Below are 25,653 nucleotides of genomic sequence, written 5' to 3' on the forward strand. Positions count from 1 at the left end.
CGTGCACAAGAACGCCGGTTTGGTTGATGTGTTTGCTCGCACGAACATCATCCATTAAACCGGCGTTCTTGTTTCTGTCTTTCCCGGGATTCCGTGAAGAACCAAAAAACAGCGCGGCCCGCTGCCGGGTGACGGTGCGGGCAACGACAACTTCCGCGCCAAGCGCTACATCGCCAAGTACACCATCAACCCGGCGATCACCCACGGCATCAGCCACGAAGTGGGCTCGATCGAAGTGGGCAAATGGGCCGACCTGGTGCTGTGGCGCCCGGGCTTCTTTGGCATCAAGCCCACCCTGATCCTCAAGGGCGGCGCGATTGCCTCAAGCCTGATGGGTGACATCAACGGCTCGATCCCCACCCCGCAGCCGGTGCACTACCGCCCGATGTTCGCCAGCCTGGGCAGCGCGTTGCACGCCACCAGTTTCACCTTTATCAGCCAGGCCGCCGCCGACGCCGGACTGCCCCAGGCCCTGGGCCTGAAAAAGCAGATCGGCGTGGTCAAGGGGTGCCGCACGGTGCAAAAAACCGACCTGATCCACAACGATTACCTGCCGGACATCGAAGTGGACCCCCAGACCTACCAGGTCAAGGCCGACGGCGTGTTGCTGTGGTGCGAACCGGCCGAGGTGCTGCCCATGGCCCAGCGTTACTTCCTGTTCTGAGGCACGGCGGTTTCCTGGCGTGAGAGCGCGATCAACCGCAGGTTGCGCTCGGTCTGCAGTTCGATGTCGAGCATGGTGGTGGCCTCGTGGTAGGCCTGGTCGATCACCGGGTGCTCGGCCTCGAACTGCTCATGCCGTGCGCTGGCCTGCTGCCTGAGCACTTCAAAGTCCTCGGGGTAGCGCTCCTCGAGGTAGCTCACCCAGTAGTCCTGATTGATGAGGTACTCGTAGAGCTCATCGGACGCCTCGGCCGCTCGCACCCGTTCTACCGCATGCGCCAACACGCCACCGCGCACCGGCGTGCCGTAGCGCATGTAGGTGGGTTGGCCGGGCAGGTCCAGCACGTCGCGCAGGCCGATGCGGTACTCCAGGCTGATTTCCGCCGCGTCCATGCCCGCCCGTTCTTCGCCTTTGGCCAAGGCTTCGACCTTGTCCAGGCGAAACAGCCGCCGGGCCAGCGACAGCAACGCCGTGCGCTTGCTGGCCAGCGTTGGCTCGATGTCGCGCAAGGCGTTGTAGGCGTACACCCGCACCTCCAGGCCGCTGAAGGTGAGGATGCGCCCGTCGACACAGGTGCCATGGGTGTTGGACATCGCAAACAGGGTGCCGCGCAACTCGCTGTCCGTGCCCGCGGCTGTCGCCACCGCCCATACCCGCCGGGTCAGGTCGGCGCGCGCCAGGCGATATTCCTCGGTGTCTTGCAGGCGTTCGAGCAGGTGAAAAAACGCGCCGTTGTCCGGCTCGGCCGCCAGGCGTGCCCACAGCGCGCGGCGTTCAGCCTGCAGGCCGGGCGGCGCAGCGCCCAGCCAGGCGTCGACGCGTTCGTCGTCGGGTTGGGTGTCGGGCACGTTTTCGTCCGGCGGCATCGCTTCTGCCGGGGCGTTGCCCTGATCGAGCGTTTGTTCGATGTCGTTCAAGGTGATGCCCAGCGCGCTCTGGCGCTCATGGTCCTCGATGTACCCCTGAAGCCGTTCGAGGCTGTCGCGGGACAACTCGACGTTGTCGGACAGGTCCACGCCTGCCAGCAAAGCTTCGTGCTGCCCGTCCAGGGCATCGAGCGGGATCGCCGCAATGTTGTTGTTGCGCAGGTTCAACGACCTCAGCGCGGGTGATTGCAGCGCGCCCTGCGGCCAGTCTTCCAGGCGGTTGCTGCCCAGGTCCAGGGTTCGCAGCCGGGGCAGGCGTTCGACGCTGAAGGTGTCCAGGTCGTTGTGGCTCAGGTCCAGCCAATCGAGGCGGGGCAGGTCTTCCAGCGTCGGATACAGGCGCTCGGGGTCGGTGACGTTGTTGCCCGCCAGCTCCAGGCGCTCCAGGTCCGCCATGCCGTTGATGGCCTCGGGCAAGGCCTCCAACGCGTTGCCGTTGAGCACCAGGGTACGCAGGCGCGGGAACGCACTGAGAAACGCATTCGACCCCTGCTCGGTCAACCTCACGCCATTGAGGTTAAGGCTGTGGACGTGGTCGAACGTCAGCTGCGGCTCGGGCAGGTCGCCCAGCTGCAGGCCGTCCAGGTCCAGCGTGTCCAGCCCCTGCCACGCCGCGACGATACGCCGCGCCGCCTCGCTGCGCGCCTGGGCCGACACGCTCCAGCCCGCCCCCCGGGATTCACGAACCAACAGCCAGCCGTTGAGGCGCCGCGTCAGGTCGTCCAGGCTGGCGATGCGCGCTTGCACCTGCGGTTCTGTCAGGCCTTCGCCGCGCAGTTGTTCGGCCCAGCGTGGCGGCTGCGGTGCCGGTACGGGAAGCAATTGCTGGCTGATGGACAAGTCCTCCTGACGCGGTGCAAACCCCTCCGGAACAGCCTGCGCGGCCAACCGGTCCAACGCGCCGACGGGCAGCCCCTTGGCCTGCTCGACCCAGCGCCGGGCCACGCTCAAGGCCACTTGCGACTGCGCCGTCAACGGCGCCCCCTGCAAGTGCGTGCCGATCAACAGTTCATTGCGCACCAGTGCCGCCGCCGGGACGCTGCTCACCTGCGTGTCGCGCAGGTCCAGCCACACCAGCTCGGCGAGGTTTTCGGCGCCGATCGGGTAGGCCTGCAACGTCGTCCCCCGCAGGTTCAGGGCTTGAAGCTTGGGCAAGGTGCCCACATCCAGTGCGGTAAGGGGGTTGGCGCTCAGATCCAGGTGTTCCAGCGCCGCGCGCTGCGTCGCAGCCAGCGGCAGCTCGGTCAGCGCGCAGTCGCTCAGGGCCAGGGTACGCAAGGCGGGAAACGCCTCGACAAACGCCTGCACCTGCCCGGCCGGTGCGTGTACGCCCTTGAGTTTGAGGCTGCGCACGTGGGCAAAACTGTCGGCGGGCAGGCCTGGCAGGCGGGTGAATGTCCAGGGCGACAGGTCAAGCAGGGTGGTCGGCGCTTCAATCCCCAGTTGCAGCTGTACCCCGTCGTACCAACTGGCGAGGATTTTTTGCGAGGCCCGCCAGCGCGGGTCGAACTCCGGGGCAAACACATCGATGGTTTTCCAGGCGTTCAACTGCCCAGAGATCTGGTCGAACTGCGCGACCATGCCCTCAATGGCCTGCAAGCGGGTATCGGCATCCAGCCAACGGCGGAAAAACGCCCTGCCCAGCGGGTCGGGAAACCCGCCAAACCCCGTGCGTTCGCCACTTTCGGTCATCAGGCGACGCCAGCGCCGAAAATGCCCTTGGCAATAGGTGCTGACCATTTCCTCCTGGTCCATGACGTGCTGGGGCCGGCTGCGCACATAGTCATAAGCGGCCTTGAAGTCCTCGGCAGAAAAATGTGACCAGTCCAGCGAAAGCCCCGACCACAGGCGTTCGCGCCCGGCCTCGAACAATTTCGCGGGCAGCTTGGAGATGATGGCGTTCTTTAAATCCAGGCGCTGCAAGTCGGGCAGTTCCAGCACGCTGTCGGGAAACACCGTGGGCTGGTGGCCAGACACGGTCAGGCTGCGCAACCGGGTCAGCCGACTGAAATCCATCACCGCATTGGGCGCGAGCACGCCGTCCAGCTTGAGCTGTTCCAGCTGGGTCAGCTCGCTCAGCCGGGCTACTTGCGCGGCCTCCAGCGGCTGGCTGGCGAGCACGTTCAGGCGCTTGAGCTGACGCAGGTTGCCCAACGCTTGCGGCACGGTACGCAGCAACGGATTGGACGCGGCGATGGTGAGCTGCTCGACCTGCGGGAAGCGTTGCAGCAGTGACTCGATACCGGCGTCGGTCAGCCCCCGCCCGCCGACCGTGAGCGAGCGCACGTGGGAGAAGTCGGCCTCCAGTTCGGGCAGCGGGTCATTGCAGAACAGGTCCAGCTCGGCGTAACGGGGCAGCGCTGCCAGCGGCGACTGACGCCAGCTGCGCTTGATCGACGCGGCCACCGCCGAACGACTGGTGAACGCCCAGTTCAAGCCCTGGGCCGGACGCGCAACGTCTTCAGCCACCCATTGGTCAAGCGTCGCCTCCAGCGTCTGCCATTCGCGCAGGCGATTGTTGAGCAGGGTGAAGATCTGCGCGTCACTGCGGTTTTGCAGCATGTGGCGCAGGATAAAACCATTGGCCTGACCTTCGCTGAGGTCGTACACGTCTTGCACGCGGCTGACCAGTTGCGGCGAGACGCCCTGCCCCCGGCCGCTGGCGGGATACCCCAAGAGCGTCTGCGAAACCCGTTGCGGCGGGCGGAACCAGGGCTGGCGGCGCACGGCCCCGTCGACGATGCCCGCAGACACCAGGCGATCTTCGCCCGCGTGGTCGATGATCGCCTGGCGCAGCATCGGGCTTTGGCCGACCTCGGGAAACCCCAGCACCGTGCGGGCTTCGTCGGGCAGGGCATGCATGATCGAGGCGTAGAAGTTGTCGCCATGGCGCGGCACACTGTTGAGCATCTCGCCGCGCTCGTTGGCGGCCTGGAAAAACGGGCCCTGCTTGACCAGGTATTTGCGCACACGGGCGTTCGCATCGCCGACCGCGTCCAGCAACGGCCCGTCGATATGCGCGTCACGCACTTCCAGGCGCACGCTGTCCGACCAGCCCGGCAGGCGCGACAGTGTGTGCAAGGCCAGGCGCCGACTGGACGCGGACGCCAGGTTTTCCATGTGCAGGCCTGCATACGCGTGGCGCAGGCGGCCCTGCTTTACCCGCCAGCGTGCGTGTTCGTCCAGGGCCAGCGGCACCCGGCCGGTGCTGTGCAGGCGGTTGACCTGTTCAACGTTGGCGTCGGTCAGCACGGCCTGGGCGGCGCACTCATCGAGGCCCGGGTAAAGACGTTGCAGTTTGGCCACCAGCGGATTTTTTTGCGCCTTGCCCTCGTACAGGCTCTCAAACAAGGCCGGTTGGCGCGTGCGCGCATGCTCGGCGATCTGTCGGCTGAACTCGGCCGGGCGCTGCTCCAGTAGCCGCGCAGGCTCGCCGCCCAACAGCTGGACGACTTCGCGCTCGTCCAGCGCCGCCAGGACCTTGGCCGGAAAATGCTCGCCCAGCACATCCGCGCGGGTCAGTTGGATCGGCGGCGCGGCCTTGACGCCGTTGCCGATGCGCTCGGCGCCATACCGGATGACTTTCCCGCCCAGCCCCGGCCCGTCGAACACCTCCAGCGCACGCCCCGCGGGCCAACGCGGCAGGTCGGCGATCAGCGACGGCACGAACAGGTAATGCTCATCCACCGCCCGGCCGCCTTCGGCCTGCTCGATAACCTGCGCCACGCCGCGCTCGGCTTCAAACAGGCGCAGGCTGTCGGCCAGTTCAGCGGGCGGCGCGGTGTTGTTCAGGTGCATCTGGCGCAGGGCGTCATCGCTGATGCCGCTGATGTCGGCCACCTTGAGCAACTGCTCATCGGACAGCGCCTGGGTCACCGGCCCCATGCGCCGCAGCAGGGTCAGGCGGTCCCAGGTGCGCGGGCGCTCGAGCACATGGCGCCAGGCGCCTTGGCCGTTGTGGGCCAGCGGCGGCTGCCAGGCCTCTGGGTCGCTGGGGTGGCGGATACGCCAGCGTTTGAGTGAAGCGTCATAGGCGGTCTGGTAGACCTGGTCTTGCTGGCGCAGGTAGGTGCTGCCGTTGACGTCGTGCAGGCCACGGCTGTCGGTGCGCCCCGCCAGCACCGCCGGGCTTTCATAGCCCTTGAGCGTCGGCTGGCTCAGGCGCACCTGGCCGTCGGGCATCGTCACCGGCGACATCGCTTCGATCACCGGCGCAGGCTCGACCGCAACCAACCGCGCGAGCCCCTTGCCGGCCCCCGCCATCAGCGCCATCAACGCGAGGTTTTCTGCCACGTCGATCAAATGCTGCTTGGCCGCCTTGTGATCGCCCTCGCTCCACTCGACGACGCCCGTAAAAACTTCGGACAACAGCTGCGCGGCCATCACCCCCAGCATGACCTCGCCCAGCACCGGCACCATCGCCCCCACGATGCCCAGCACCAGCATGCCGATATTGAGCAGTTGCGCGAACTTCTGCGAACGCACCCGCGCGTCCACGTCCGCGCTGGGCACCGCGTGGCTGCGGGCATCAGCCAGCATTTGTTCGCGGTGGCGGTCGAACAGGTAGTTCCATAGATCGATGTTGGCCGCCCAGGTGCCATGCCCTTTGCGCGCCAGGGCCGTGGGGGCCAGGTAGGGATCGGGGTTGATCGCCTGCGGGCGTGGCGCCGGGGGAGGTAACTGGTTGATCCCGGTAAACACGGCGAACGGGTTGATGCCATTGAAGAACTTATTCAACAGGTCCACATAGGGCGCCAGCACCTGCGTGGCCGAGACGCCGGGGGCGTCGTCGGTGAACTGGCTGAAGTAGTCGGGGCGGTCCTCGTAGGCAACGAACTGGCTGAAAAAACGCTGATAGTCAGAGGGGCTGCCGTCGAAAGGCGTCTTGGGATCGCGCGCGGTGAGCCGGGCTTTAAACATCGCCCGCATCTGCTCGAAGGTGTAGCGCTTGAGCGGCTGCTGCGGCTCGTTGGGGATGTACAGGATCACATCGTTGGAGAAACGGTATTTCTCACAGATGTAGAAGATCACGCAGCCGGTCAGGCGGTGCTTCATCAGGCCCAGGTCACGAAACCAGACCGGGCGCCCGCCCAGGGTGGGGTGTACTTCGCCCGCGATCACCGAGAGGATCATGCGGTAGTCGCCAGGCTCGATGTCCTGTTTGAGCAAGGCCTGCTCGGCGGCGGCACGCAGGGCCGTCTTGGCCGCGTCGACAAAGGTGTAATGCAACGAGTGCTCACGGCCCAGGTCGCTGGGGTACAGGTAGGCCTTGAGGTAGGTCTGGTATTGGGCGCCGATGTCCAGCGTACGGCACAGCCCGGTGAATTGGGTCACGGTCAGGGTGGTACTGACGGGCTCGAAGCTGCCGGGGCCGGTTTGGGCCAAGAACCCGGAGGACGGATGAAACGTATCGCTTTGGGCCTCTGACGCTTCAAAGTTGTGCAGCGCCGCTTGCAGCAGCGGCAAGCGCAAGACCTCGAAACTGCCCAGGGTGATGTTGAATACGCCCGCATCGACGGGCTTGCGCAGGCACAGCAGGGTCTTGTTGACGTCCAGTTGCACGTTGAACTGGCTCTTGAGCGCCGCGACCAGCAGCGGCTCGGCAAAGGCGTCGATGCTTTGCAGGTCGGCCACGCGTTTGTCCAGGGCGGTCTGGGCCGTGAAGCTGGCGAGCGCGGCTTCGTCCATCTTTTTGCGGGCGGCGACAGAGGCGTTCTTGTACCAGCCCGGGAACACCGGCGCCGAACTGGCCTTGAGGGCGTCGCGGCGTTGCGGGGTGGCGTCGGTGAGCCAGGCGGGGATGGCCTGTTCCAGGAAGGGGCCGTGCAGGCTCTGGGTGGCGGCGGGGGGGAGAAGGTCGGGCATGGTGTCGCTCCGTGATGAGGAAGCGTTAGCACACCATGCCCGCCGGGCGTTCTTGCGGTAGATAGTTGCCCGGATCAGAAGGTTTCCCGTGGGTTGAACGCGGCTTTTTTAGCCAGCTCCTGCCACAGGGCGACGGTTTCGTCGTCGGCCTGCTTGGGCATCACGGCCTTGAGCTGCACGAACAGGTAACCGCGCTGCCCGGCCTTGTTCAACAGGCCGTGGCCCTTGGCGCGCATGCGCTGGCCGTTCTGGCTGCCGGCGGGCACTTTGAGGTTGATCTTGCCGGTGAGGGTCGGCACCGCCACTTCAGCGCCCAGCGCCAGCTCCCACGGGGCCAGCGGCAGGGTAATGACCAGGTTTTCGCCGTCCACTTCAAACCGTGGGTGCGGGGCGAGCTTGATGATCAGGTACACGTCGCCATTCGCGCCGCCACCGGTGCCCGGGGCGCCCTGGCCCTTGAGGCGGATGCGCTCGCCGTCGGCCACGCCCGCCGGGATCTTCACGTTCAGGCTCTTGGTGGTGTTGCTGACGTGCTGGCCCATCGCATTGTGTTGCGGCAGCTGGAAGCTGATCTGCTTGGACTCGGTAGACAGCGTCTCTTCAAGCGACACCGACACGTGCAGCTCGATGTCCTGGCCCTTGCGCCCCGGGTTGCGACGCTGGCCGCCGAACCCGTCGCCACGCGAGCCGAAGATGGAGCTGAAGAAGTCCGAGAAGTCGCCGCCGTCCTGGCCGCCACCAAAGCCGCCACGGCTCTGCCAGCCCGGCGGACCCTGGAACGGCTGGCCGTGCTGGCCGTATTTGCGCAGTTCGTCGTATTCGGCGCGCTTGTCGGCGCTTTTGAGCGCTTCGTAGGCTTCGGACGCGTCCTTGAACTTGGCTTCGGCGTCTTTTTCCTTGCTCACGTCTGGGTGGTATTTGCGCGCCAGCTTGCGGTAGGCGGCCTTGATTTCCTTGTCGTCCGCCGAGGGCTCCACACCCAGAATCTTGTAATAGTCTTTGAAGTCCATCGGGAATCACCGTCCGTTATCGAGATCGCATGGCCGTGGCACAACGTGCGCTGACTTGCACAGGCTGAAGAGGTCGTGGCCCGGGAATGCGTCATAAGGGTTAGCGCGGGCCGGAACCGGCCACACGCGGCATGCAGCAGATGTGGGGGCAAATGGCGCGTTTTCAAGGCACGCGACACGGTGCATTTAGCGGATGGCTGGCCTACGCATCTGGCCACGAGTGGCATACACTGCGCGGCCGTTTTTCGCCCGGAACCCGACAGACATGAACTCCCCCTCCCCGGCCCGCGCCTGCGGCATCGACTTCGGCACCTCCAACTCGACGGTCGGCTGGCTGCGCCCCGGCGTAGAAACGCTGATCGCGCTGGAAGACGACAAGATCACGCTGCCGTCGGTGGTGTTCTTCAACCTCGAAGAACGCCGCCCGGTGTACGGCCGCCTGGCCCTGCACGAGTACCTGGAAGGCTACGAAGGCCGCCTGATGCGCTCGCTCAAGAGCCTGCTGGGCTCCAAGCTGATCAAGCACGACACCAGCGTGCTGGGCACGGCGATGCCGTTCAAGGACTTGCTCGGGCTGTTCATCGGCCAGCTCAAGAGCCGCGCCGAAGCCACCGCCGGGCGCGCGTTCGAGCAAGTGGTACTGGGCCGTCCGGTGTTTTTCGTGGACGACGACCCGCTGGCCGACAAAGAAGCCGAAGACACGCTGATCGCCGTGGCGCACAAGCTGGGCTTCAAGGACGTCTCGTTCCAGTACGAGCCGATCGCGGCGGCGTTTGACTACGAGTCGACCATCGAAAAAGAAGAACTGGTACTGATCGTCGACATCGGCGGCGGTACGTCGGACTTCTCCCTGGTGCGCCTGTCCCCCGAGCGCCGCCAACTGGACAACCGCCACGAGGACATCCTGGCCACCGGCGGCGTGCACATCGGCGGGACCGACTTCGACAAACAGCTGTCCCTGACCGGCATGATGCCGCTGTTCGGCTACGGCAGCCGCATGAAAAGCGGCGCGTACATGCCCACCAGCCACCACATGAACCTGGCGACCTGGCACACGATCAACTCGGTGTACTCGCAAAAATCCCAACTGGCGCTGGGCAGCATGCGCTACGACATCGAAGACACTGGCGGCATCGACCGCCTGTTCAAACTGATCGAACAGCGCGCCGGGCACTGGCTGGCGATGGAAGTGGAAGAAACCAAGATCCAGCTGACCCACGAAAACAGCCGCCACGTTCCGCTGGACCGCATCGAAGCGGGCTTGAGCGTGGACCTGAGCCGAGCGCTGTTCGAGTCGGCCATCGACAGCCTGCTCGAACGCGTGCGCGGCAGTGTCACGCAGTTGCTCAGCGATGCCCAGGTGGGCGTCGGGCAGGTCGATACGGTGTTCTTCACCGGCGGCTCCAGCGGCATCCCGGCCCTGCGCCAGAGCGTGGCGGCGATGCTGCCCAACGCCCGGCACGTGGAAGGGAACATTTTTGGCAGCATCGGAAGCGGCCTGGCCATTGAAGCGGCCAAACGCTATGGCTGAGGGGCCGCGCCCCTGCGCCTACACCATCCCGGCGAGCTTTAGTTCGCTTTTCAGGTACGCGTAGTAGATCGGCCCTGCCACGACGCCTGGCAGGCCGAAGGCGGCTTCGAAGACCAGCATCGCCAGGAGCAATTCCCACGATTTGGCACTGATCTGGCCGCCGACGATCCGCGCATTCAGGAAGTATTCGACTTTGTGGATGACGATCAGGTAACCCAGCGCCGCCACGGCCACCCAGATTGAAATCGACAAGGCGACGATGGTGATCAAGGTGTTGGAGATCAGGTTGCCGATCACCGGCAACAGGCCCACCAGGAAGGTGAGCACGATCAAGGTCTTGGTCAACGGCAAGTGAATCCCGCACAACGGCAGCACCACCGCCAGAAACACGGCGGTGAAGGCGGTGTTGAGCGCGGCGATTTTGATTTGGGCGAAGACGATGTTGCGAAACGCCTGCACCAGCAGGTGCAACCGGTCGAACAACGCGGCGGCCAGGGGTTTGCGCTTGGTCAGGTCGGGCACCCGCTGCAGGGCGATGATGGCGCCCAGCACCATGCCGATCAGCAAGGTCACGAACATGTGCGCGGCGTCTTTGCCCACCAGTTGCAGTTCGCTCAGGTGCTTGCTCAGCCATTCGCCGATGGCCACGCGAAACTCAGCGGCGCTGGCGGGCAGGTAGGCGTCGAGGAAAGGCGGCAACTGGCCGCGTGCGCGGTCGACCACGCCCATGAACTTGTCCAGGGACGCCCCGGGGTTTTCCGCTTCGTGCAGCAAAAAGCTGATGGCACCGGCAAAGATCAGCGTCAGGATGCTGACGATCAGGGTGCCCAGCAACGCCACCGCCAGCCAGCGTGCGCGGCGGCCTTCGATGAGCCGTTGCAGCTGCGGGGTGAGCATGTTGACCAGTTCATAGACCAGCAGGCCGGCCAGCAGGCTGGGCAGCAGCTTCAACGGTAATACCAGCAGCAAGCCACCGAAAATGATGATGCAACTGACCAACCACAACAGGTGACGCTGAGAAAACGTTGGCATACAGCCTCAAACGGAACGGCGTGAGAAGAAGGGCAGTCTGCCAGCCTTGGCGGAATCACGCGAGGGGTGTGAATGCCGGCCCCGCTGGGAGCCGGGCTTGCCCGCCACGCAGACGCCTCGACGGGTCATTGACGTCGAGGCGAGGCGGGCGGTTGCGCAGGTCAGCTGCCTTTGAGGCAGGTGCTCATGAAGGTTTTGCGTGCGTCCCCGGTCAGGGCCTTGGTTTTGGCCGACGCGTTGCAGTCTTTCATCTTTTGCTGCTGCGGGGTCAGGGTCTTGGCGTCATTGGCGGCGGGGGCGGCCTTGAGGCAGGTGCTCATGAACGTCTTGCGTTCATCACCTTTCAAGGCCTTGGTCGAGGCTTCGGCATTGCAGGTGGTCATCTTGTTTTGCTGGGCGGTGGCGGCAAAGCCCTGGGCACACAACAGCAAGCCCATCATCAACAGCGGGATACGCAGCATCTTCATGGAGTTTTCTCCCTGTTACCGTGCCGGGGGGCACGGCCTCTCCAGGAGTGTAGTCAAACCCGGTTACACCTTCACAGGCCGTTTATATTTGCCCGACGGTACTGCTCCGGGGTGCAGCCCGCCCGGCGCTGGAACATGGCGATAAAGGCCGAGGCGGTGCTGTAGCCCAACTCGAAGGCCACATCCTGCACGCTGCGCGCGCTGTCGAGCGCCTCGATGGCCGCCAGGTAGCGCAGGCGCTGGCGCCATTCGCCAAAGCTCATGCCCAGCTCGCGCACAAACTGCCGCGCCAGGGTGCGCTCGCTGACAAACGCCTGTTCGGCCCACTGCGCCAGAGGCCGGTTGTCTGCGGGGGCGGCTTGCATGCCTTCGAGCACCCCCAGTAACCCCGGCTGGCTGGCGTAGGGCAAAAAACAGTCGTGGACCGGTGCCTGCTTGAGCTGGTCCACCAGCACTTGCGCCAGCCGTGTGTCGGCTTCGGTTTGCGGCAGGTTGACGCCGCGCTGGGCAAAATCATTGAGGATGGCCTTGAGGATGTCGCTGATGGCCAGCGCGCAGGGCTGTTGCGGCAACTGCTCGCACAGCTCGGCACACAGCCCCACCGAGCGGTAAATCGCCGCCTGCGCATTGTAAGAACTGTGCTCGGTAAACGGCGGCACCCACACCGCGTATTGCGGCGGCGACATGAAGCGGCTGCCCGCCACGTCCATGCGCATCACGCCACGGGCCGCGTAGTCCAGCGAGCCCCAGGCATGGCGGTGCGGCGTGCATTCGGTGTCGGGGGCCAGGTCCGAATAACGAAAGTACACCGGCCCCGGCAGACGCGGGAAATCGGCAAGGCGCACGTAGTGTCGGGGCATGTTGGCTGGATTCAAAGGTCGGTTGGCAGGATCGAAGTATAGGCTTCAAGACAGACAGAGGATAATCCCTCTCTCCTTAACGTCACTGGTTTGCGTCAATGCAATACGCCTATCCCCTGCTGGCCATTTTTATCTGGGCCGGTAACACCGTGGTCAACAAACTGGCCGTGGGCTCGATTTTTCCCGCCGAGATCGGCTTTTACCGCTGGTTGCTGGCCGGGCTGCTGTTTACCCCGTTCATGTTCAAACAGGTGCTGGCCCACTGGGCGCTGATCCGCCCCAACCTGGGCAAGATCGCCGCATTGGGCGTGCTGGGCATGGCGGTGTACCAGAGCCTGGCGTATTACGCCGCCACCCTGACCTCGGCCACCAACATGGGCATCATCCTGTCGCTGATGCCGTTGATGTCCCTGACCGCCGCCATCATCAGCCTGGGCCAACGCCTGACCTTCGGTGCCCTGGCCGGGGCGGTGCTGTCGTTTGCCGGCGTGCTGGTGGTGATCTCGTCCGGCAGCCTCAGTGCCTTGCTGCAGCACGGGGTGAACCTGGGTGACGGCATGATGCTGATCGCCACCCTGGCCTACGCGGTGTACAGCACCTTGCTGAAGAAATGGCAGCTGAAACTGCCGCCGCTGGTGTTGCTGTATTTGCAGGTGCTGGTGGCGGTGGTGGTGTTGTTTCCGCTGTTTTTGCTGTCGGACAAGGCGGGCTTGAGCTGGGTGAATGTTCCGTTGGTGGTGTACGCCTGCCTGTTGGCGTCGATGCTGGCGCCGCTGGCCTGGATGCATTCGGTCAAGACCCTGGGGCCAAGCCGCACCACGCTGTTTTTCAATTTGCTGCCGCTGGTGACCGCGTTGATTGCGGCGGTGGTGCTCAAGGAGCAATTGACGGTGTACCACCTGATCGGCGGGGTGCTGACGCTGGGCGGGGTGGTGCTGTCGGAGCGCTGGACTACCCCGGTTCGGCGCCGCCTGGGCGTCGCCTGAGCGGCCCGCGCCCACCCGAAGGGGCGAACCACAAGGCGCTCAAAGGCCCGCCGCCTTGAGCCGCCGCGCATGGTCGACGAACAGCCGGATCGGCTCCGCCCCCTTGCCCAGCAGCCCCCATGACTGGTTGACGATGTCGAAGTGGTCGAGCGCATAGTCATCGCCGATCACCGTGCCCAGGTGCGAGCTGTAGCGCCCCACCAGCCCGTCGCACTGCCCTTTCTCGCGCACGAAGGTTCGCGCAAACAGGCAACAAAGGCGGTGCGTGCCGTCCAGCAGGTTACGCCCGCGGTCGGTCTTGCCGGGCTGCAAGGTGCCGGACCAGGAGTAGTAACGCACCCCGTTGACCTCTTCGGCGCCCTGCCCGCCCCAACTGAGCGGCAGGCCCTGGGGGTACTGGCGATTGAACGACGCCGTGCCCTCGCGGGTCAGCGAAAGGTGCGAGGCGTGCAGGTCGGCACTGAACCGTGGGCCGCGATAGCCGGTTTCGAGCAGGCTCATCAGGCTGGCCAGCGCGCGCAGCACCAGGCTCATCACCCGCCCTTTGAAGCCGTCCGGCGGGTAGTGCCGGTGGATGTGATCGGCCAGTTCCGAGCCCTGGTGGGGGCCGGCCACTGACGTCACCGACGCCACCCATTCGGGCCGAATGGCCGCCGCATAACGTGCGGTCAGCGCGCCCTGGCTGTGGCCGATCAGGTTGACCTTGTCGGCGCCGGTCTCGCGGCGGATGCGCTCGATCTGCACCAGCAATTGCTCGCCGCGCACCTCGTTGCTGTTGAGCGGTGCCACCTGCACCGCGAACACCTGCGCGCCGCCTGCCCGCAGCGCCGGGACGATGCCATACCAATAGGGGAACCACCCCACGCGCACAAACCCGAGCATGCCCGGCACTAACACCAGCGGATAACGGGTGGCCAATGACTGCGGCATGAAGCGAACGTCCTTGAACAAGGGGCAATACCGCCAGCCTAGCCCAGCCTTGCGACCTGCTCATGACACATCCGATAAAACTTTTTGCCCCGCGCAACACTCACAAACAGAAGTGACCACGCCCGCAGAGCGCGGCGCAAAAAAACCGGACTAGCCCCAGGAGAACGAGATGACTGACACACATTTATCCGACGTTGCCACCCTGCGTGAACGCGCCCGCCAGAATGTCGAAAACGGCGCGGTCACCGAAGGCTATGACGCCGACCGCGAACAGATCCTGCGCTTGCTCAACGAGTCGCTGGCCACTGAGCTCGTGTGCGTGCTGCGCTACAAGCGTCACTACTTCATGGCCAACGGCCTGAAGGCCAGCGTGGCGGCGGACGAGTTCCTGGAACACGCCAACCAGGAAGCAGCGCACGCCGACAAACTGGCCGAGCGCATCGTGCAACTGGGCGGCGAGCCGGAGTTCAACCCCGACCTGCTGTCCAGAAACGCCCACGCGCAATACGTCGCGGGCAATACGCTTAAAGAGATGGTGTACGAAGACCTGGTGGCCGAGCGCATCGCGGTCGACAGCTACCGCGAGATCATCCAGTACATCGGTGACAAGGACCCGACCACGCGCCGGATCTTTGAAGACATCCTGGCCCAGGAAGAAGAGCACGCCGACGACATGGCGGACATTCTGCACGACCTGTAACAGCGCAATACCCTGGGGGAGCGGGCCGGTCTGCGCAAACAATCGCAGGCAAGCCCGCTCCCCTTTGTTTCAGTTGGCCTTCACGGTCTTGGGCGCCTTGCCTTCCTTCATCTGTTGCAGCAGCGGTGCACACTGGTTGGGCTCATCGCCACTGGGTGCCACCAGCGCCAGCAACCCGGCCGCCGGGCCTGCGATAACCCCCAATGCCACCATGCCCGCGCCACGCAGCGCCAGCGGGATGGCTTTGACGCCCGCATTGGGCTTGATGAACGGGCCGTTGACGTACAGCGGCGAGCGCAGCGAGAACAGGCGAAACCCCTTGGATTCAGGCGTCACGGTCAGGTCCAGTTGCTCGGTGGCCATATTGGCCGTGCCATCGATATAAATGACGGCATTCTCGGTATCGAACACAAACAGCCGCGTGGACGCCAACCCACTCTTGATGCCAAAGTCGGCCGCCGCGCAGTTGATCTTCACTTCTTTGTCGCCAAACAAACGGCCCACCACGTAGTTGCCCACGTTGAGCCCGGCGATTTCCATCAGGCTGCGGCTGATGGCGCCGTCGTTGATCAACATCTTCAAGTCCCCATTGGCGCTGCCCAACAAGGCGGCGACAGAATTGCCGCGCCCGCCGATATCGGCGTCGCCGTTGAGTTCGCCAAAGCTGGTTTTCATCGGTTCAAAGGTGGGGAACAGCTGCTTGAGCTTGAAGTTGCGCGCCGTCAGCTTGGCCCGGCCTTCCATGGGCGTGACGCGCCCGTTAAGGCGGATCTGCGCGTCCAGCTTGCCGCCCGCCACGCCAAAGCGCAGCGGCTCCAGGCTCAGTTGGCCGTCGGTAAGCACTAGGTGGGTATAGAGGTCGGTGAACGGCAGGTCGGCGCTGTGCACGATGCGCTTGCCGGTGAATTCCACGTCGGCGTCCATGTCACGCCAGCGTTCAGTGCGAAACGCTTCCACCGGAAGCACCTTGGTCGCGGGCTGCTTGCTCTCGCCGCCCCGGGCCTTTTGCTTGGCGTTGGAGTCGGCGCCGATCAGCGGGGCCAGGTCCGTCATCAGCAACTGGTTGGACACCAGCGCACCGCTGAGTCGGGGCCGAGGTTGGCTGGCGACGTAGCCGAGGTTGCCGTGGATGTCGCTGTCGCCGATCTTGCCGTTGAAGTTCTCGTAGCGAAATGACGCGCCGCTGGGGTCATGCAGTTGGGCGATCAAGTGGCCGTCGGTGGAATACGCGGGCGAATCCGGCAGGGTCACGCCGGTGAGCGGGTAGAGGTTGCCCAGGCTGGCGCCCGCCAGTTTCAGGCGCAGGTCGAGGGCGCCCAGGTTAAGCGGGTCGGTGAGGGTGCCGGCCAGGGCGATGCGGGTGTCGGCGATGCTCACCTGAGCCTGCAACGGGAACGGCCGGGCGGCGTCCTGCAAGGCCAGCAGGCCGCCGATTTTGCCGCTGCCGGACAGTGTCTGGCCGTGGTATTGGCCTTTCACCTTCAGGCCAAACGCATAGTCCTGCGGGGCCGAGCCTTTTTCCAGGGCCTTTTTGGCGTCGGCGTCACCGACGATTTCAGTGAAGGGAATCGGTTTGCCCAACGGGTCGATCACCACGTCGAGCTGCGTCTTGAGGGTTTGGTCGTCGAGGGTCACGTGGCCCTTGTCGAAACCGATGGCGCCAATCTCCACCACCCAGCGGGAGGGCTCGGCGTCGGGGTCTTTGGGGTCGAACTGAAACGTCCAGTTGGCGCGGCCATCGGCCAGGCGCTGCAACTGGGCGCCGGGCTCGGTGAGGTCGATACGCGGGATCACCACGCGCTGGGCCAGCAACGGCAGGGGCGCGATGCGCAGCTCTACACGTTTAAGGGTGACCATTTGCGGGGTTTTCGACCAGTCGGGGTTGCCCAGGGTCAGGTCTTCGGCCACCACGTGCGGCCACGGGACCCAGGCGCGCCAGCCGCCTTCGTCGGGCTCGCGTGCCCACACCACGGCCAGGTTGCCATTAATGGCAAAGGGGCGATGCAGCTCCTCGGAGACTTTGGCGTTGAGGGTCGGCTTGATCCGGTTCCAGTCAAAAAACACCAGGAACACCACCACCGCGGCGATTACTACAACAGAGCTGGCGCAGCTCCAGGCGACAATTTTACGAGTGCGCGTCATTGCACAGGACTCCCGATAACCACTGAGGACGCACGCGGCGGCGCGCCTTTGAACTACAGCTCATAAGGCTACGACTGACAAACGGCACGGGGGTTTAACCCGAACAGCGAATTAACCGAAAAAATCATTTTTTCCTGATCGACCAGACAGCTTTGCCCCTTGCCGCACGCACCGTTGTTACCCACGTTCGTGTCGAAACTACCCACTACGGTGCAAAAGCATCGGCTTGAGAGGCGCGTTCTAGAGCCTTCGGCGCAAACAATCAATTCTGTTGATTATTACCATTGTGTTTATGAACTTTCATATCGACTAACCGAGAGTAACATTGCTCCTGTACCCCATTTATCGCCCTCCCAAGGAGCAAACATCATGAAACGCCAATTACTCGCAAGTGTTGTCCTGTCGGTGCTGGCCAGCAGCGCGTTCGCCCTGCCTGCCACTGAACAAGCCACCCCACAAGTCAAATCCCACGCAGCAGTGCTGAGCCAAACCGTGGCCCGCAGCGGCGCGCAAGAAGATGAAAACCGCGATTACGCCAAAGGTTATGCCGAGAACGGTTCGGAACAGGCCAACAAACGCGCCTACACCGAAGGTGTTGCTGAAGGGGGTCGTGACCGCCTGGAACAAAAAGGCCTGGTCGAAGGCGGCGCCGAACAAGCCGGCAAACGCGCGTACACCGACGGTGTCGCTGAAGGTGGCCGTGATCGCCTGGAACAAAAAGGCCTGGTAGAAAACGGCTCCGACCGCGCCAACGCCCGCACCTACGCAGGTGCCGTGGCTGAAGGCGGTGCAGACCGTCTGCAAGAACTGCATCAAGCTGCGAGCTGAGCCTGTGCAGGCCTTGGGAAAAAACCCGATCAATCGATCGGGTTTTTACTTTTTATAGGCCCCTACCGCATTCCCCCGCCGCAAGTTCGACGCCGCCAAAGCGCTTTTGCTAGAGTGCGTCGCAGTCCCTGTCCAGAAAGCCCGCCTGCCGATGCTGCCTCGTGCCGAACAAAAGCAACAGACCCGCCTTGCCCTGATGGAGGCCGCCCGCCATTTGATGGAATGTGGCCGCGGTTTTGGCAACCTGAGCCTGCGCGAAGTGGCCAAGACGGCTGGCATCGTCCCCACCGGTTTCTACCGCCACTTTCGCGACATGGATGAGCTGGGCCTGGTGCTGGTCAGCGAAGTCGGCGAAACCTTTCGCGCCACCATCCGTTTGGTGCGCCACAACGAATTTGTGATGGGCGGCATTATCGATGCCTCCGCCCGTATCTTCCTGGATGTGGTGGCGGCCAACCGCTCGCAATTCTTATTCCTGGCCCGCGAGCAATACGGCGGCTGCCTGGCCGTGCGCCAGGCCATCAGCGCGTTGCGCGAGGCGATTACCAACGACTTGTCGGCAGACCTGGCCCTGATGCCCAAGCTCCAGCACCTGGACGCCAACGACCTGCAGGTGATGGCCGACTTGATCGTCAAAAGTGTGTTCGCCACCCTGCCCGACATCATCGGCCCGTTTGCCGAAGGCGTGCCCGAGCACCTCACGCCCCAGGCAAAGATCACCCAACAGCTGCGGTTTATCTTTATTGGCCTCAAGCACTGGCAAGGGCTGGGCAGCACCGAATAGCTCAGTGGAAGCGCTTGGCGGTGGTGTAGCTCTTGTTCCAATAACTGTTGGCCAGCGAATCGATGCGAATGCTTTTGCCGCTGCGCGGTGAGTGAATGAACTTGCCCTCGCCGATGTACAGGCCTACATGGCTGATGGGGCCGCGCCCGTTACCCTTGAAAAACACCGCATCACCGGGCTGCAACGCGTGGCGCTTGATGGTCGCGGCGCCAGACCGGTGCATGGCCGCCGTGGTGCGCGGGATCTGGATATTCGCCTCGGTCTTGAACAGGTACACCAGAAAACCGCTGCAATCAAAACCCTGCGCCTCGCTCATTCCGCCCCATTTATAAGGCGTGCCCAGCAGCTCGTGGGCGCGGTCGATGACGTCATCCATAGAAAACTGCGGGATGGCCTTTAACGATGAACCAAAACCTGTGGCCGGTGACTTCTGGAAATTGGCCGAGGCCGAGGGCACGACCAAGTAAAGACCGAGCATGATTAAACAAAAAAATGACTTGAACATGATGGATACCGCTGTGGATTAAACACGGGGCGGAATCCTAATGAAGCGATGGGTAAGTCAATGAACGGGGAATCTTTGAGTGTTGTAGGACAAATCCGAATTGGCTGACTGTCATATAGATGAAAGAAATTTCATGCACCACGCAACAAAACTCAACGCAAAACGCCCGAATCCAGTGCTATAACTCCACTCACGCACCAAAATGAAACATTTTGGAACATTTCCCCGCGCCACTGTGTAGCACAGGCCGCGCACCGACGGGGAAATCCTACTCGCCGCGTGATTGGCAAGACCCTTGCTCTAGCTTGCTTATCGCTCATAGCTGGAAGCTTTCTGATGTTGGTGATCCACCGCCGAATCGCCCCCCAACCCACCTGGGCCGCCGAATTGCTGCTCAACTTCGAGGCACGCAGCAAAAGCCGCTTGCGCTGTTTCAGTGTCGACGGTGAAGACGTGGGCCTGTTTCTGGAACGCGGCCAGCCGCCGCTGCACGATGGCGAATTCCTACAGGCTGAAGACGGACGCGTCGTACGCGTGCGCGCCCGCCCTGAACAACTGCTGCACGTCACCTGCCCCAGCGCCTTCGAGCTGACGCGCGCCGCCTATCACCTGGGCAACCGCCATGTGGCCCTGCAAGTGGGCGATGGCTGGCTGCGCCTGCTCGATGACTACGTGCTCAAGGCCATGCTCGACCAACTGGGCGCCACCACTCAAACCCTCGAAGCGCCGTTCCAACCGGAACACGGCGCCTACGGCGGCGGCCATCACCACTCGCGTGCCGGTGAAGAAGACTTCAACTACGCCCCCAAGCTGCACCAGTTCGGCGTGCGTTTATGAACCCGGCCTGGGCGCTGCTGCGTCTGGCCAGCCCACAGCTGCCGATTGGCGGCTACAGCTATTCCCAAGGCCTGGAAATGGCCGTGGAACAGGCGCGGGTCAACGACCCCGACAGTGCCCGCCGCTGGATCAGTGACCAACTGCTGCTCAACCTCGCCCGCTTCGAGGCCCCGCTGTTGCTCGCCCATTGCCAGGCCGCCGCCGAGCAGGACTGGCCGCGCCTGGCGCAGCTGTGTGAAGAACACCGCGCCAGCCGCGAAACCCGCGAGCTGTACCAGGAAAGCCGGCAGATGGGCTATTCCCTGCAACAGTTGCTCAACGGTTTGCCCGAGCTGGACAGCGCCGCCCGCGACGTGCTCGCCCAATGCCCCGAACCGCACCTGGCGTTGGGCTGGGCCCTGGCCGCCCGTGCCTGGCAGATCAGCCCACAGGACGCGCTGGCGGCCTGGTTGTGGAGCTGGCTGGAAAACCAACTGGCGGTGCTGATGAAAACCCTGCCGCTGGGCCAGCAAGCCGCGCAGCGCCTGACCAGCGAACTGCTGCCCCTGCTCCAGCAGGCCCAGCAGGACGCCACCCACATTCACCCCGATCACTACGGCAGCGCCGCCTTCGGCCTGTCGTTGGCCTGCATGGCCCATGAGCGCCAATACAGCCGCCTGTTCCGTTCCTAGGAGAAATTGATGAATACACAACCCCTGCGCGTCGGTATCGGCGGCCCGGTCGGCTCCGGCAAGACCGCCCTGACACTCGCCCTGTGCCTGGCCCTGCGTGACCGCTACAACCTCGCGGTGGTCACCAATGACATCTACACCCGCGAAGACGCCGACTTTCTGGTGCGCAACGAAGCCCTGGCGCCCGAGCGCATCATCGGCGTGGAAACCGGCGGCTGCCCGCACACCGCCATCCGCGAGGACGCGTCCATCAACCTGGAAGCCGTGGACCAGTTGAACCGCCGCTTTCCGGGCCTGGACCTGATCCTGGTGGAGTCGGGCGGCGATAACCTGTCGGCCACGTTCAGCCCGGAATTGTCCGACCTGACGATTTATGTGATCGACGTGTCGGCGGGCGACAAGCTGCCGCGTAAAGGCGGGCCCGGGATTTGCAAATCCGACTTGCTGGTGATCAACAAAATCGATTTGGCCCCCCAGGTCGGTGCCTCGCTGGAACTGATGAACAGCGACACCCAGCGCATGCGCAACGGCAAGCCGTTTGTGTTCAGCAACCAGAAAACCGGCGTCGGCCTGGAAGACATCGTCGCCTTTATCGAACGTCAGGGCCTGCTGACCGCAGCCTGAGCCCCCCAAGGAACCCGTCCATGCGTCTCACTAAACTTCTCGCCGCAGCCGCTTTGCTGCTCAGCCCCGTGCTCGCCTTTGCCCACCCCGGCCATGGTGATAACGGGCTCGTCGCCGGTATCAGCCACCCCCTGGGCGGTATCGACCACTTGTTGGCCATGGTCGCCGTCGGCCTGTGGGCCGCCCAACAAAAAGGCGCCGCCCGCTGGGCGCTGCCGTGTGCGTTTGTCGCCACCATGCTGTTGGGCGGCCTGTTGGGCTTTGAAGGCCTGGAACTGCCCGCGCTGGAAAACGGCATTGCCGCCTCGGTGCTGGCGCTGGGCCTGGCGGTCGCGCTGGCCGTCCGTCCGCCGCTGTTTGTAGCGGTGGGTGCGACGGCCTTGTTTGCACTGTTTCACGGCGTGGCCCATGGCCTTGAACTGCCGGACATGTCCAGCCCGTGGGCGTACGCCGCAGGTTTCGTCGGCGCGACCGCCGTGCTCCACGCCCTGGGCTACGCCGTGGTGCGCTTTCTGCCTGCCGCCGCTGCGCCATTGGTACGTGTAGCGGGCGCGCTGTCGGCCGCTACGGGCGTGTGGTTGTTGGCCGCTTAAACACCGCTGTAACGTCGGGCTGCAAGCGACCCGTCAACGCCCACCCGCGCTGACTTGTCGCTTGAAGCTTGCAGCTTGCTGCTGCCCCTCTGCTACCATGCCCGCCCAACACCCCTGCCCTGACGACATCCGCCGATGCCCATCGCTCCAAGCTCCGCCCTCACGCCGCCATTGAACGCTGTGCTCACGCATTTTCGCGACCGGGTCGTGCCGCTCTGGCTTGGCCCCGGCTGGAATGCCGAGCTGGCGTTGCCCTATGAAGCGCTGGACGCCCAGCCTCAACCGTTGCCACCCCAGCGCTACCGCGCCATGGCCTGCGCACGGCAGCTGTATGTGTTCGCCAGCCTGATCGGCGAGCCCCAGGCGGAGTTTGCCGCCGAGCGGGCAGCGGCGTTGTTTCGCTCCCTGCAACGCCACTTCCATGACGCCGAGCACGGCGGCTGGTTCTACAGCGTCGACCCGGCCGGTAAACCGCTGGATAAGCGCAAAGACCTCTACACCCACGCCTTCATCATCTTCGCTTGCGCCCATTACTGGGCCAAAGTGCGCGAGCCGCTGGTGGAGTCGGTGCTCAATGCCGCGCTGGAAGTGGTCGCCGAGCGCTTTGCAACCGGCGATGGCCTGTATGAGGCGGTGCTGGAGCGCAACTGGTCATCCCTCAACGCCGGCCCGTTGCAAAACCCGCTGATGCACCTGGCCGAAGGTTTCCTGGCCACCCTGCAGGTGCGTGACGATGCCCGTGTGCAAGCGGCCTTGGTGGCCCTGGCGGCGGCCATGCAACAGCGGTTCATCGACCGCCAGCACGGCGTGATGATGGAAAAACCGCTGGGCGCTGTGGATAACTGGTTCGAGCCGGGCCATCAGTTCGAGTGGTTCTTTTTGCTGGAGTCTTCGGACCTGCTGCGCGGCACGCCGCTGTATGCATCGCTGGACCGGGCATTTGCGTATGCCGAGCACACGGGTGTGGATAACCTCACCGGCGCGGTCAGCGGGACGTTGGCGCTCGATGGCACCGTGCGCGACGCCACCCAGCGTATCTGGGCGCAGGCCGAATACCTGCGGGCCCTGACATTGCGCCCGGGCAGCGCAGCCGTGTTGCAGCGCCAGTTGCAGGCGTTGCAACAGCGGTTCTTGCACGACAAGGGCTGGAATGAATGCCTGGACGCGCAAGGTGAAGTAAGCCGACGGGACATGCCGTCGACCACTCCTTACCACTTGGCCACCTGCTACGTGGGGCTGGTCGACTTTTTCGGCTGAACCTTGCGGATGCCCCCGCGGGCTTGCCCGCGAGGTCCGCGACGCGACCTACCCCTTACTTGGCCCCGCGCTCAATCGCAAAACCGGCCCAGGTCTGGCTCACCGGCATCAGTTCCAGGCGGTTGATGTTCACGTGCGCCGGGGTGTTGAGCACCCAGAAGATCGTGTCGGCGATGTCTTGCGGCTGGATCGGCTCAGCTCCGGCGTAAGTCGCGTCATAACGCGCCTGATCACCGCCAAAACGCACCAGCGAGAACTCGCTTTCACACAGGCCCGGCTCAAGGTTGGTCACCCGCACGCCCGTGCCCTGCAGGTCGCAGCGCAGGTTCAGCGAGAACTGTTTGACGAACGCCTTGGAGCCGCCATACACGTGGCTGCCCGGGTACGGGTAGCTGCCGGCGATGGAACCCAGGTTGATGATGCCAGCACCTCGGCCGTGGGCGATCAGGCGCGGCAACAGCAGATGCGTGGTGGTCAGCAGGCCCTTGATGTTGGTGTCGACCATGGTTTCCCAGTCGTCGAGGCTGCACTTGGGCGCAGGGTCGGTGCCCACCGCCAGGCCCGCGTTGTTGATCAACCCGCGCAGCGTGGCGAAGGACGGCGGCAGCGTGGCCACGGCCAGCTCCATTGCCGCACGGTCACGCACGTCCACAACCAGGCCGTGGACTTCGGTCTGCTGGGAGAGCTCTTCACACAGGGCATTCAGACGGTCGGCACGACGGCCAGTGAGCACCAGTTTCCAGCCAGCTTCGGCGAAGCGTCGGGCACAGGCTTCGCCAAAACCTGAGGTAGCGCCAGTAATGAACAGCGTATTGGACATGGTGTTCTCCTGCGGGACGTCGAGATAAAAAATCAGCCAGCAGAATGCCCGGCTGACGGGCTTGCGGCAACTGAATAGACGCTATGGATCGTCATGAATGACGCTCATGCTGTACAAAATTCGACCAACCCTGTGCAGCGCTTATGCGCCGTGGCTTACAGCCATGTGCGCGCACCTTATCCACAGCCTCCTCCACAGTCTCTGGGGGCAAGTCCAAACCCCGCCAGGCCTTTGTACATAAGGCTTTGAGGGCGATTGGAAAAGTATTTTGCTTGACCTCGACCAGGCGGTATGTAGCCCCCCTGAACCGCGCCTGAACGCAGCAATGGCTCCAGGCCAGTAAATCCGGCCCCCGGGGCGGTCTTTCCAGAGTTTAATCACAGAGTTATCCACAGGCCTGACTGACACTTTTCGGTCATATACCTGTGTCTTTAACCAGGTTGACAAAACCTGTACGAGGACGCGAAAAAGCCCCTGCTCAAAAAATAGCCACCCTCCTGAAAGCCCCGCCAATAAAGGCGTGCAGGCAAGTACTCCCACGTTACCCACAGCCGGTTCCACAGTGGATGGGGACAAGTCAAAACTGTGACAAAACAGGGATTTGCGGCGGCTATGTGTCGCGCTTCAGGAAGATGTCTGGATTGTTTTCCACAATTGCCAGAGGGCGGTGGGCTGTACAAAAAAGGTTCTTAACGAAATCCGGCGAAACGGGAACAGACCCTAGGGATTTTGGCTCGCGATTGGATGTCTGCGACACCTGCAGCGGCGCTGCTCAGTCGTGCAGCACAAAACTGAAATCTTCCAACTGGGAGCCGCGGCGCCCCTGGTGAATCTAAATCCTCAGGTGCTGCCCTCTTTGAGCCCCATACCTTTATGCCGCCACCAATAAATCGGGTAATAATCTGTTGGTGGTGCACACAAAAAATCTTGTTGCTGAGTAGAGTTACTCATATTTCCGGTCGACGGTCTGGATGCTCTGCGTCAAAGCCTTGTTTGGGGTGGGCAGGAAGCGGGTGGTCTTTCATGAGATTGGGAAAGCGTAGATTACGGTCAGCCCGGAGCTGTTTCCAAAGACCGGAGTAAAACTCATGAATCTTGGGGTCTGGCTGATACCCAAAGTTATATATGGGTTCAGGTTCAGACTTAAACACTCCACTGAGATAACTAAATCCCGTGGAACTACCCAGCGATGCGGCGCGCTGGTAATAGAATAGAGCCCTTGGTTTGTTTTCTTTAGCTGTATCATAAAAACTTGCGGTTTTTTCTATGGCGTCGGGATTATCCTGAGCCCCAGCACATCGATAATAGCGCTCAGCCATGTCATCGTCCTGCTTATCTCTGGGTAGAGCAAAAGCGAAGTATCGGCCGATTTGAACCTGGGCTAATGGACTGCCCAGTTGTGCTGCCTGGAACATATAAGAACTGGCCATCCGGTCCGACTTCAACACTCCTCGTCCATTTTCGGCAACCACGGCCCAGTTGTAATAGCCCAGCGGGACTTTGAGTTTTACCATGCGTTCATAGAGGTCGAGCATTTTGCTGGTATCTTGTTCAACACCAGGTTGCCCTGGCCAGCCCGTGCGATAGAGTCCCGCCAGGTTGTGCATCGCCTTCCAATGAT

The 25,653-nt window shown here is 63.4% G+C and carries 20 protein-coding genes and 1 pseudogene; 11 read left to right on the plus strand and 10 right to left on the minus strand.

The window, feature by feature from the left end; translation table 11 throughout:
* Positions 1 to 97: 97 nt before the first annotated feature.
* Positions 98 to 664 (plus strand): annotated as a pseudogene (locus ACW9H9_RS25770) (amidohydrolase family protein); the annotation flags it as partial.
* Here ACW9H9_RS25770 and ACW9H9_RS25775 read toward each other — a convergent pair.
* Together ACW9H9_RS25775 and ACW9H9_RS25780 are read right to left on the minus strand one after the other, a co-directional pair.
* The gene (locus ACW9H9_RS25775) at positions 649 to 7,455 is read right to left on the minus strand and encodes an NEL-type E3 ubiquitin ligase domain-containing protein (protein ID WP_457346125.1); all 6,807 of its coding nucleotides are present in this window, start codon (positions 7,453 to 7,455) and stop codon (positions 649 to 651) included. The pseudogene ACW9H9_RS25770 and the gene ACW9H9_RS25775 sit on opposite strands and share 16 nt — an antisense overlap.
* A 74-nt stretch (positions 7,456 to 7,529) precedes the next feature.
* A complete protein-coding gene (locus ACW9H9_RS25780; RefSeq protein ID WP_457346126.1) occupies positions 7,530 to 8,465 on the minus strand; it encodes a DnaJ C-terminal domain-containing protein in 936 nt (311 codons plus the stop codon).
* A 265-nt stretch (positions 8,466 to 8,730) separates the two neighbouring features.
* Between ACW9H9_RS25780 and ACW9H9_RS25785 the strand changes: the two genes are divergently transcribed.
* The gene (locus tag ACW9H9_RS25785) at positions 8,731 to 9,996 is read left to right on the plus strand and encodes an Hsp70 family protein (protein WP_457346127.1); all 1,266 of its coding nucleotides are present in this window, start codon (positions 8,731 to 8,733) and stop codon (positions 9,994 to 9,996) included.
* Between the two features lie 18 nt (positions 9,997 to 10,014).
* Here the strand turns inward: ACW9H9_RS25785 and ACW9H9_RS25790 are convergent, their stop codons facing one another.
* From ACW9H9_RS25790 to ACW9H9_RS25800, 3 genes are all read right to left on the minus strand, one after another.
* Entirely contained in the window at positions 10,015 to 11,028 is a 1,014-nt protein-coding gene (locus ACW9H9_RS25790) for an AI-2E family transporter (protein ID WP_457346128.1), read from the minus strand.
* A gap of 161 nt (positions 11,029 to 11,189) precedes the next feature.
* Entirely contained in the window at positions 11,190 to 11,495 is a 306-nt protein-coding gene (locus ACW9H9_RS25795; protein ID WP_457346129.1) for a PsiF family protein, read from the minus strand.
* A gap of 71 nt (positions 11,496 to 11,566) precedes the next feature.
* Positions 11,567 to 12,355 (minus strand): AraC family transcriptional regulator, encoded by a 789-nt coding sequence (locus ACW9H9_RS25800; protein WP_457346130.1) that lies wholly within the window; start codon positions 12,353 to 12,355, stop codon positions 11,567 to 11,569.
* Positions 12,356 to 12,453: 98 nt separating this feature from the next.
* Between ACW9H9_RS25800 and ACW9H9_RS25805 the strand changes: the two genes are divergently transcribed.
* On the plus strand, positions 12,454 to 13,341 hold the full coding sequence (locus ACW9H9_RS25805) for a DMT family transporter (protein WP_457346132.1): 888 nt from the start codon (positions 12,454 to 12,456) through the stop codon (positions 13,339 to 13,341).
* A 39-nt stretch (positions 13,342 to 13,380) separates the two neighbouring features.
* Here the strand turns inward: ACW9H9_RS25805 and ACW9H9_RS25810 are convergent, their stop codons facing one another.
* Positions 13,381 to 14,271 (minus strand): esterase/lipase family protein, encoded by an 891-nt coding sequence (locus ACW9H9_RS25810; RefSeq protein WP_457346133.1) that lies wholly within the window; start codon positions 14,269 to 14,271, stop codon positions 13,381 to 13,383.
* Positions 14,272 to 14,440: 169 nt separating this feature from the next.
* Between ACW9H9_RS25810 and ACW9H9_RS25815 the strand changes: the two genes are divergently transcribed.
* The gene (locus ACW9H9_RS25815; protein WP_457346134.1) at positions 14,441 to 14,971 is read left to right on the plus strand and encodes a ferritin-like domain-containing protein; all 531 of its coding nucleotides are present in this window, start codon (positions 14,441 to 14,443) and stop codon (positions 14,969 to 14,971) included.
* Between the two features lie 69 nt (positions 14,972 to 15,040).
* Here the strand turns inward: ACW9H9_RS25815 and ACW9H9_RS25820 are convergent, their stop codons facing one another.
* Positions 15,041 to 17,113, minus strand: a complete 2,073-nt coding sequence (locus ACW9H9_RS25820) for an AsmA family protein (RefSeq protein WP_457346135.1) — start codon at positions 17,111 to 17,113, stop codon at positions 15,041 to 15,043.
* Between the two features lie 369 nt (positions 17,114 to 17,482).
* Between ACW9H9_RS25820 and ACW9H9_RS25825 the strand changes: the two genes are divergently transcribed.
* Together ACW9H9_RS25825 and ACW9H9_RS25830 are read left to right on the plus strand one after the other, a co-directional pair.
* On the plus strand, positions 17,483 to 17,941 hold the full coding sequence (locus ACW9H9_RS25825) for a hypothetical protein (RefSeq protein ID WP_457346136.1): 459 nt from the start codon (positions 17,483 to 17,485) through the stop codon (positions 17,939 to 17,941).
* Between the two features lie 151 nt (positions 17,942 to 18,092).
* On the plus strand, positions 18,093 to 18,725 hold the full coding sequence (locus ACW9H9_RS25830) for a TetR family transcriptional regulator (protein WP_457346138.1): 633 nt from the start codon (positions 18,093 to 18,095) through the stop codon (positions 18,723 to 18,725).
* A 1-nt stretch (position 18,726) separates the two neighbouring features.
* Here ACW9H9_RS25830 and ACW9H9_RS25835 read toward each other — a convergent pair whose 3' ends face one another.
* Entirely contained in the window at positions 18,727 to 19,230 is a 504-nt protein-coding gene (locus tag ACW9H9_RS25835) for a C40 family peptidase (RefSeq protein WP_457346139.1), read from the minus strand.
* A 336-nt stretch (positions 19,231 to 19,566) separates the two neighbouring features.
* Between ACW9H9_RS25835 and ureE the strand changes: the two genes are divergently transcribed.
* From ureE to ACW9H9_RS25860, 5 genes are all read left to right on the plus strand, one after another.
* The gene (ureE, locus tag ACW9H9_RS25840) at positions 19,567 to 20,067 is read left to right on the plus strand and encodes an urease accessory protein UreE (RefSeq protein WP_457346140.1); all 501 of its coding nucleotides are present in this window, start codon (positions 19,567 to 19,569) and stop codon (positions 20,065 to 20,067) included.
* A complete protein-coding gene (locus tag ACW9H9_RS25845) occupies positions 20,064 to 20,738 on the plus strand; it encodes an urease accessory protein UreF (protein ID WP_457346141.1) in 675 nt (224 codons plus the stop codon). Before ureE ends, ACW9H9_RS25845 begins: the two co-directional genes overlap by 4 nt.
* Before the next feature lie 9 nt (positions 20,739 to 20,747).
* Positions 20,748 to 21,362: an urease accessory protein UreG gene (gene ureG, locus ACW9H9_RS25850; protein ID WP_457346143.1), complete on the plus strand. Its 615-nt coding sequence runs from the start codon at positions 20,748 to 20,750 to the stop codon at positions 21,360 to 21,362.
* Positions 21,363 to 21,382: 20 nt separating this feature from the next.
* Complete coding sequence (locus tag ACW9H9_RS25855) at positions 21,383 to 21,955, plus strand: HupE/UreJ family protein (protein WP_457346144.1); 573 nt, start codon at positions 21,383 to 21,385, stop codon at positions 21,953 to 21,955.
* Between the two features lie 135 nt (positions 21,956 to 22,090).
* Positions 22,091 to 23,212 (plus strand): AGE family epimerase/isomerase, encoded by a 1,122-nt coding sequence (locus ACW9H9_RS25860; RefSeq protein ID WP_457346146.1) that lies wholly within the window; start codon positions 22,091 to 22,093, stop codon positions 23,210 to 23,212.
* A gap of 55 nt (positions 23,213 to 23,267) precedes the next feature.
* Here the strand turns inward: ACW9H9_RS25860 and ACW9H9_RS25865 are convergent, their stop codons facing one another.
* Entirely contained in the window at positions 23,268 to 24,032 is a 765-nt protein-coding gene (locus ACW9H9_RS25865) for an SDR family oxidoreductase (protein WP_457346147.1), read from the minus strand.
* A gap of 947 nt (positions 24,033 to 24,979) precedes the next feature.
* A partial coding sequence (locus ACW9H9_RS25870) for a tetratricopeptide repeat protein (protein WP_457346148.1) occupies positions 24,980 to 25,653 on the minus strand: 674 nt, incomplete at its 5' end.

Source organism: Pseudomonas sp. SDO5215_S409, from assembly GCF_054071325.1.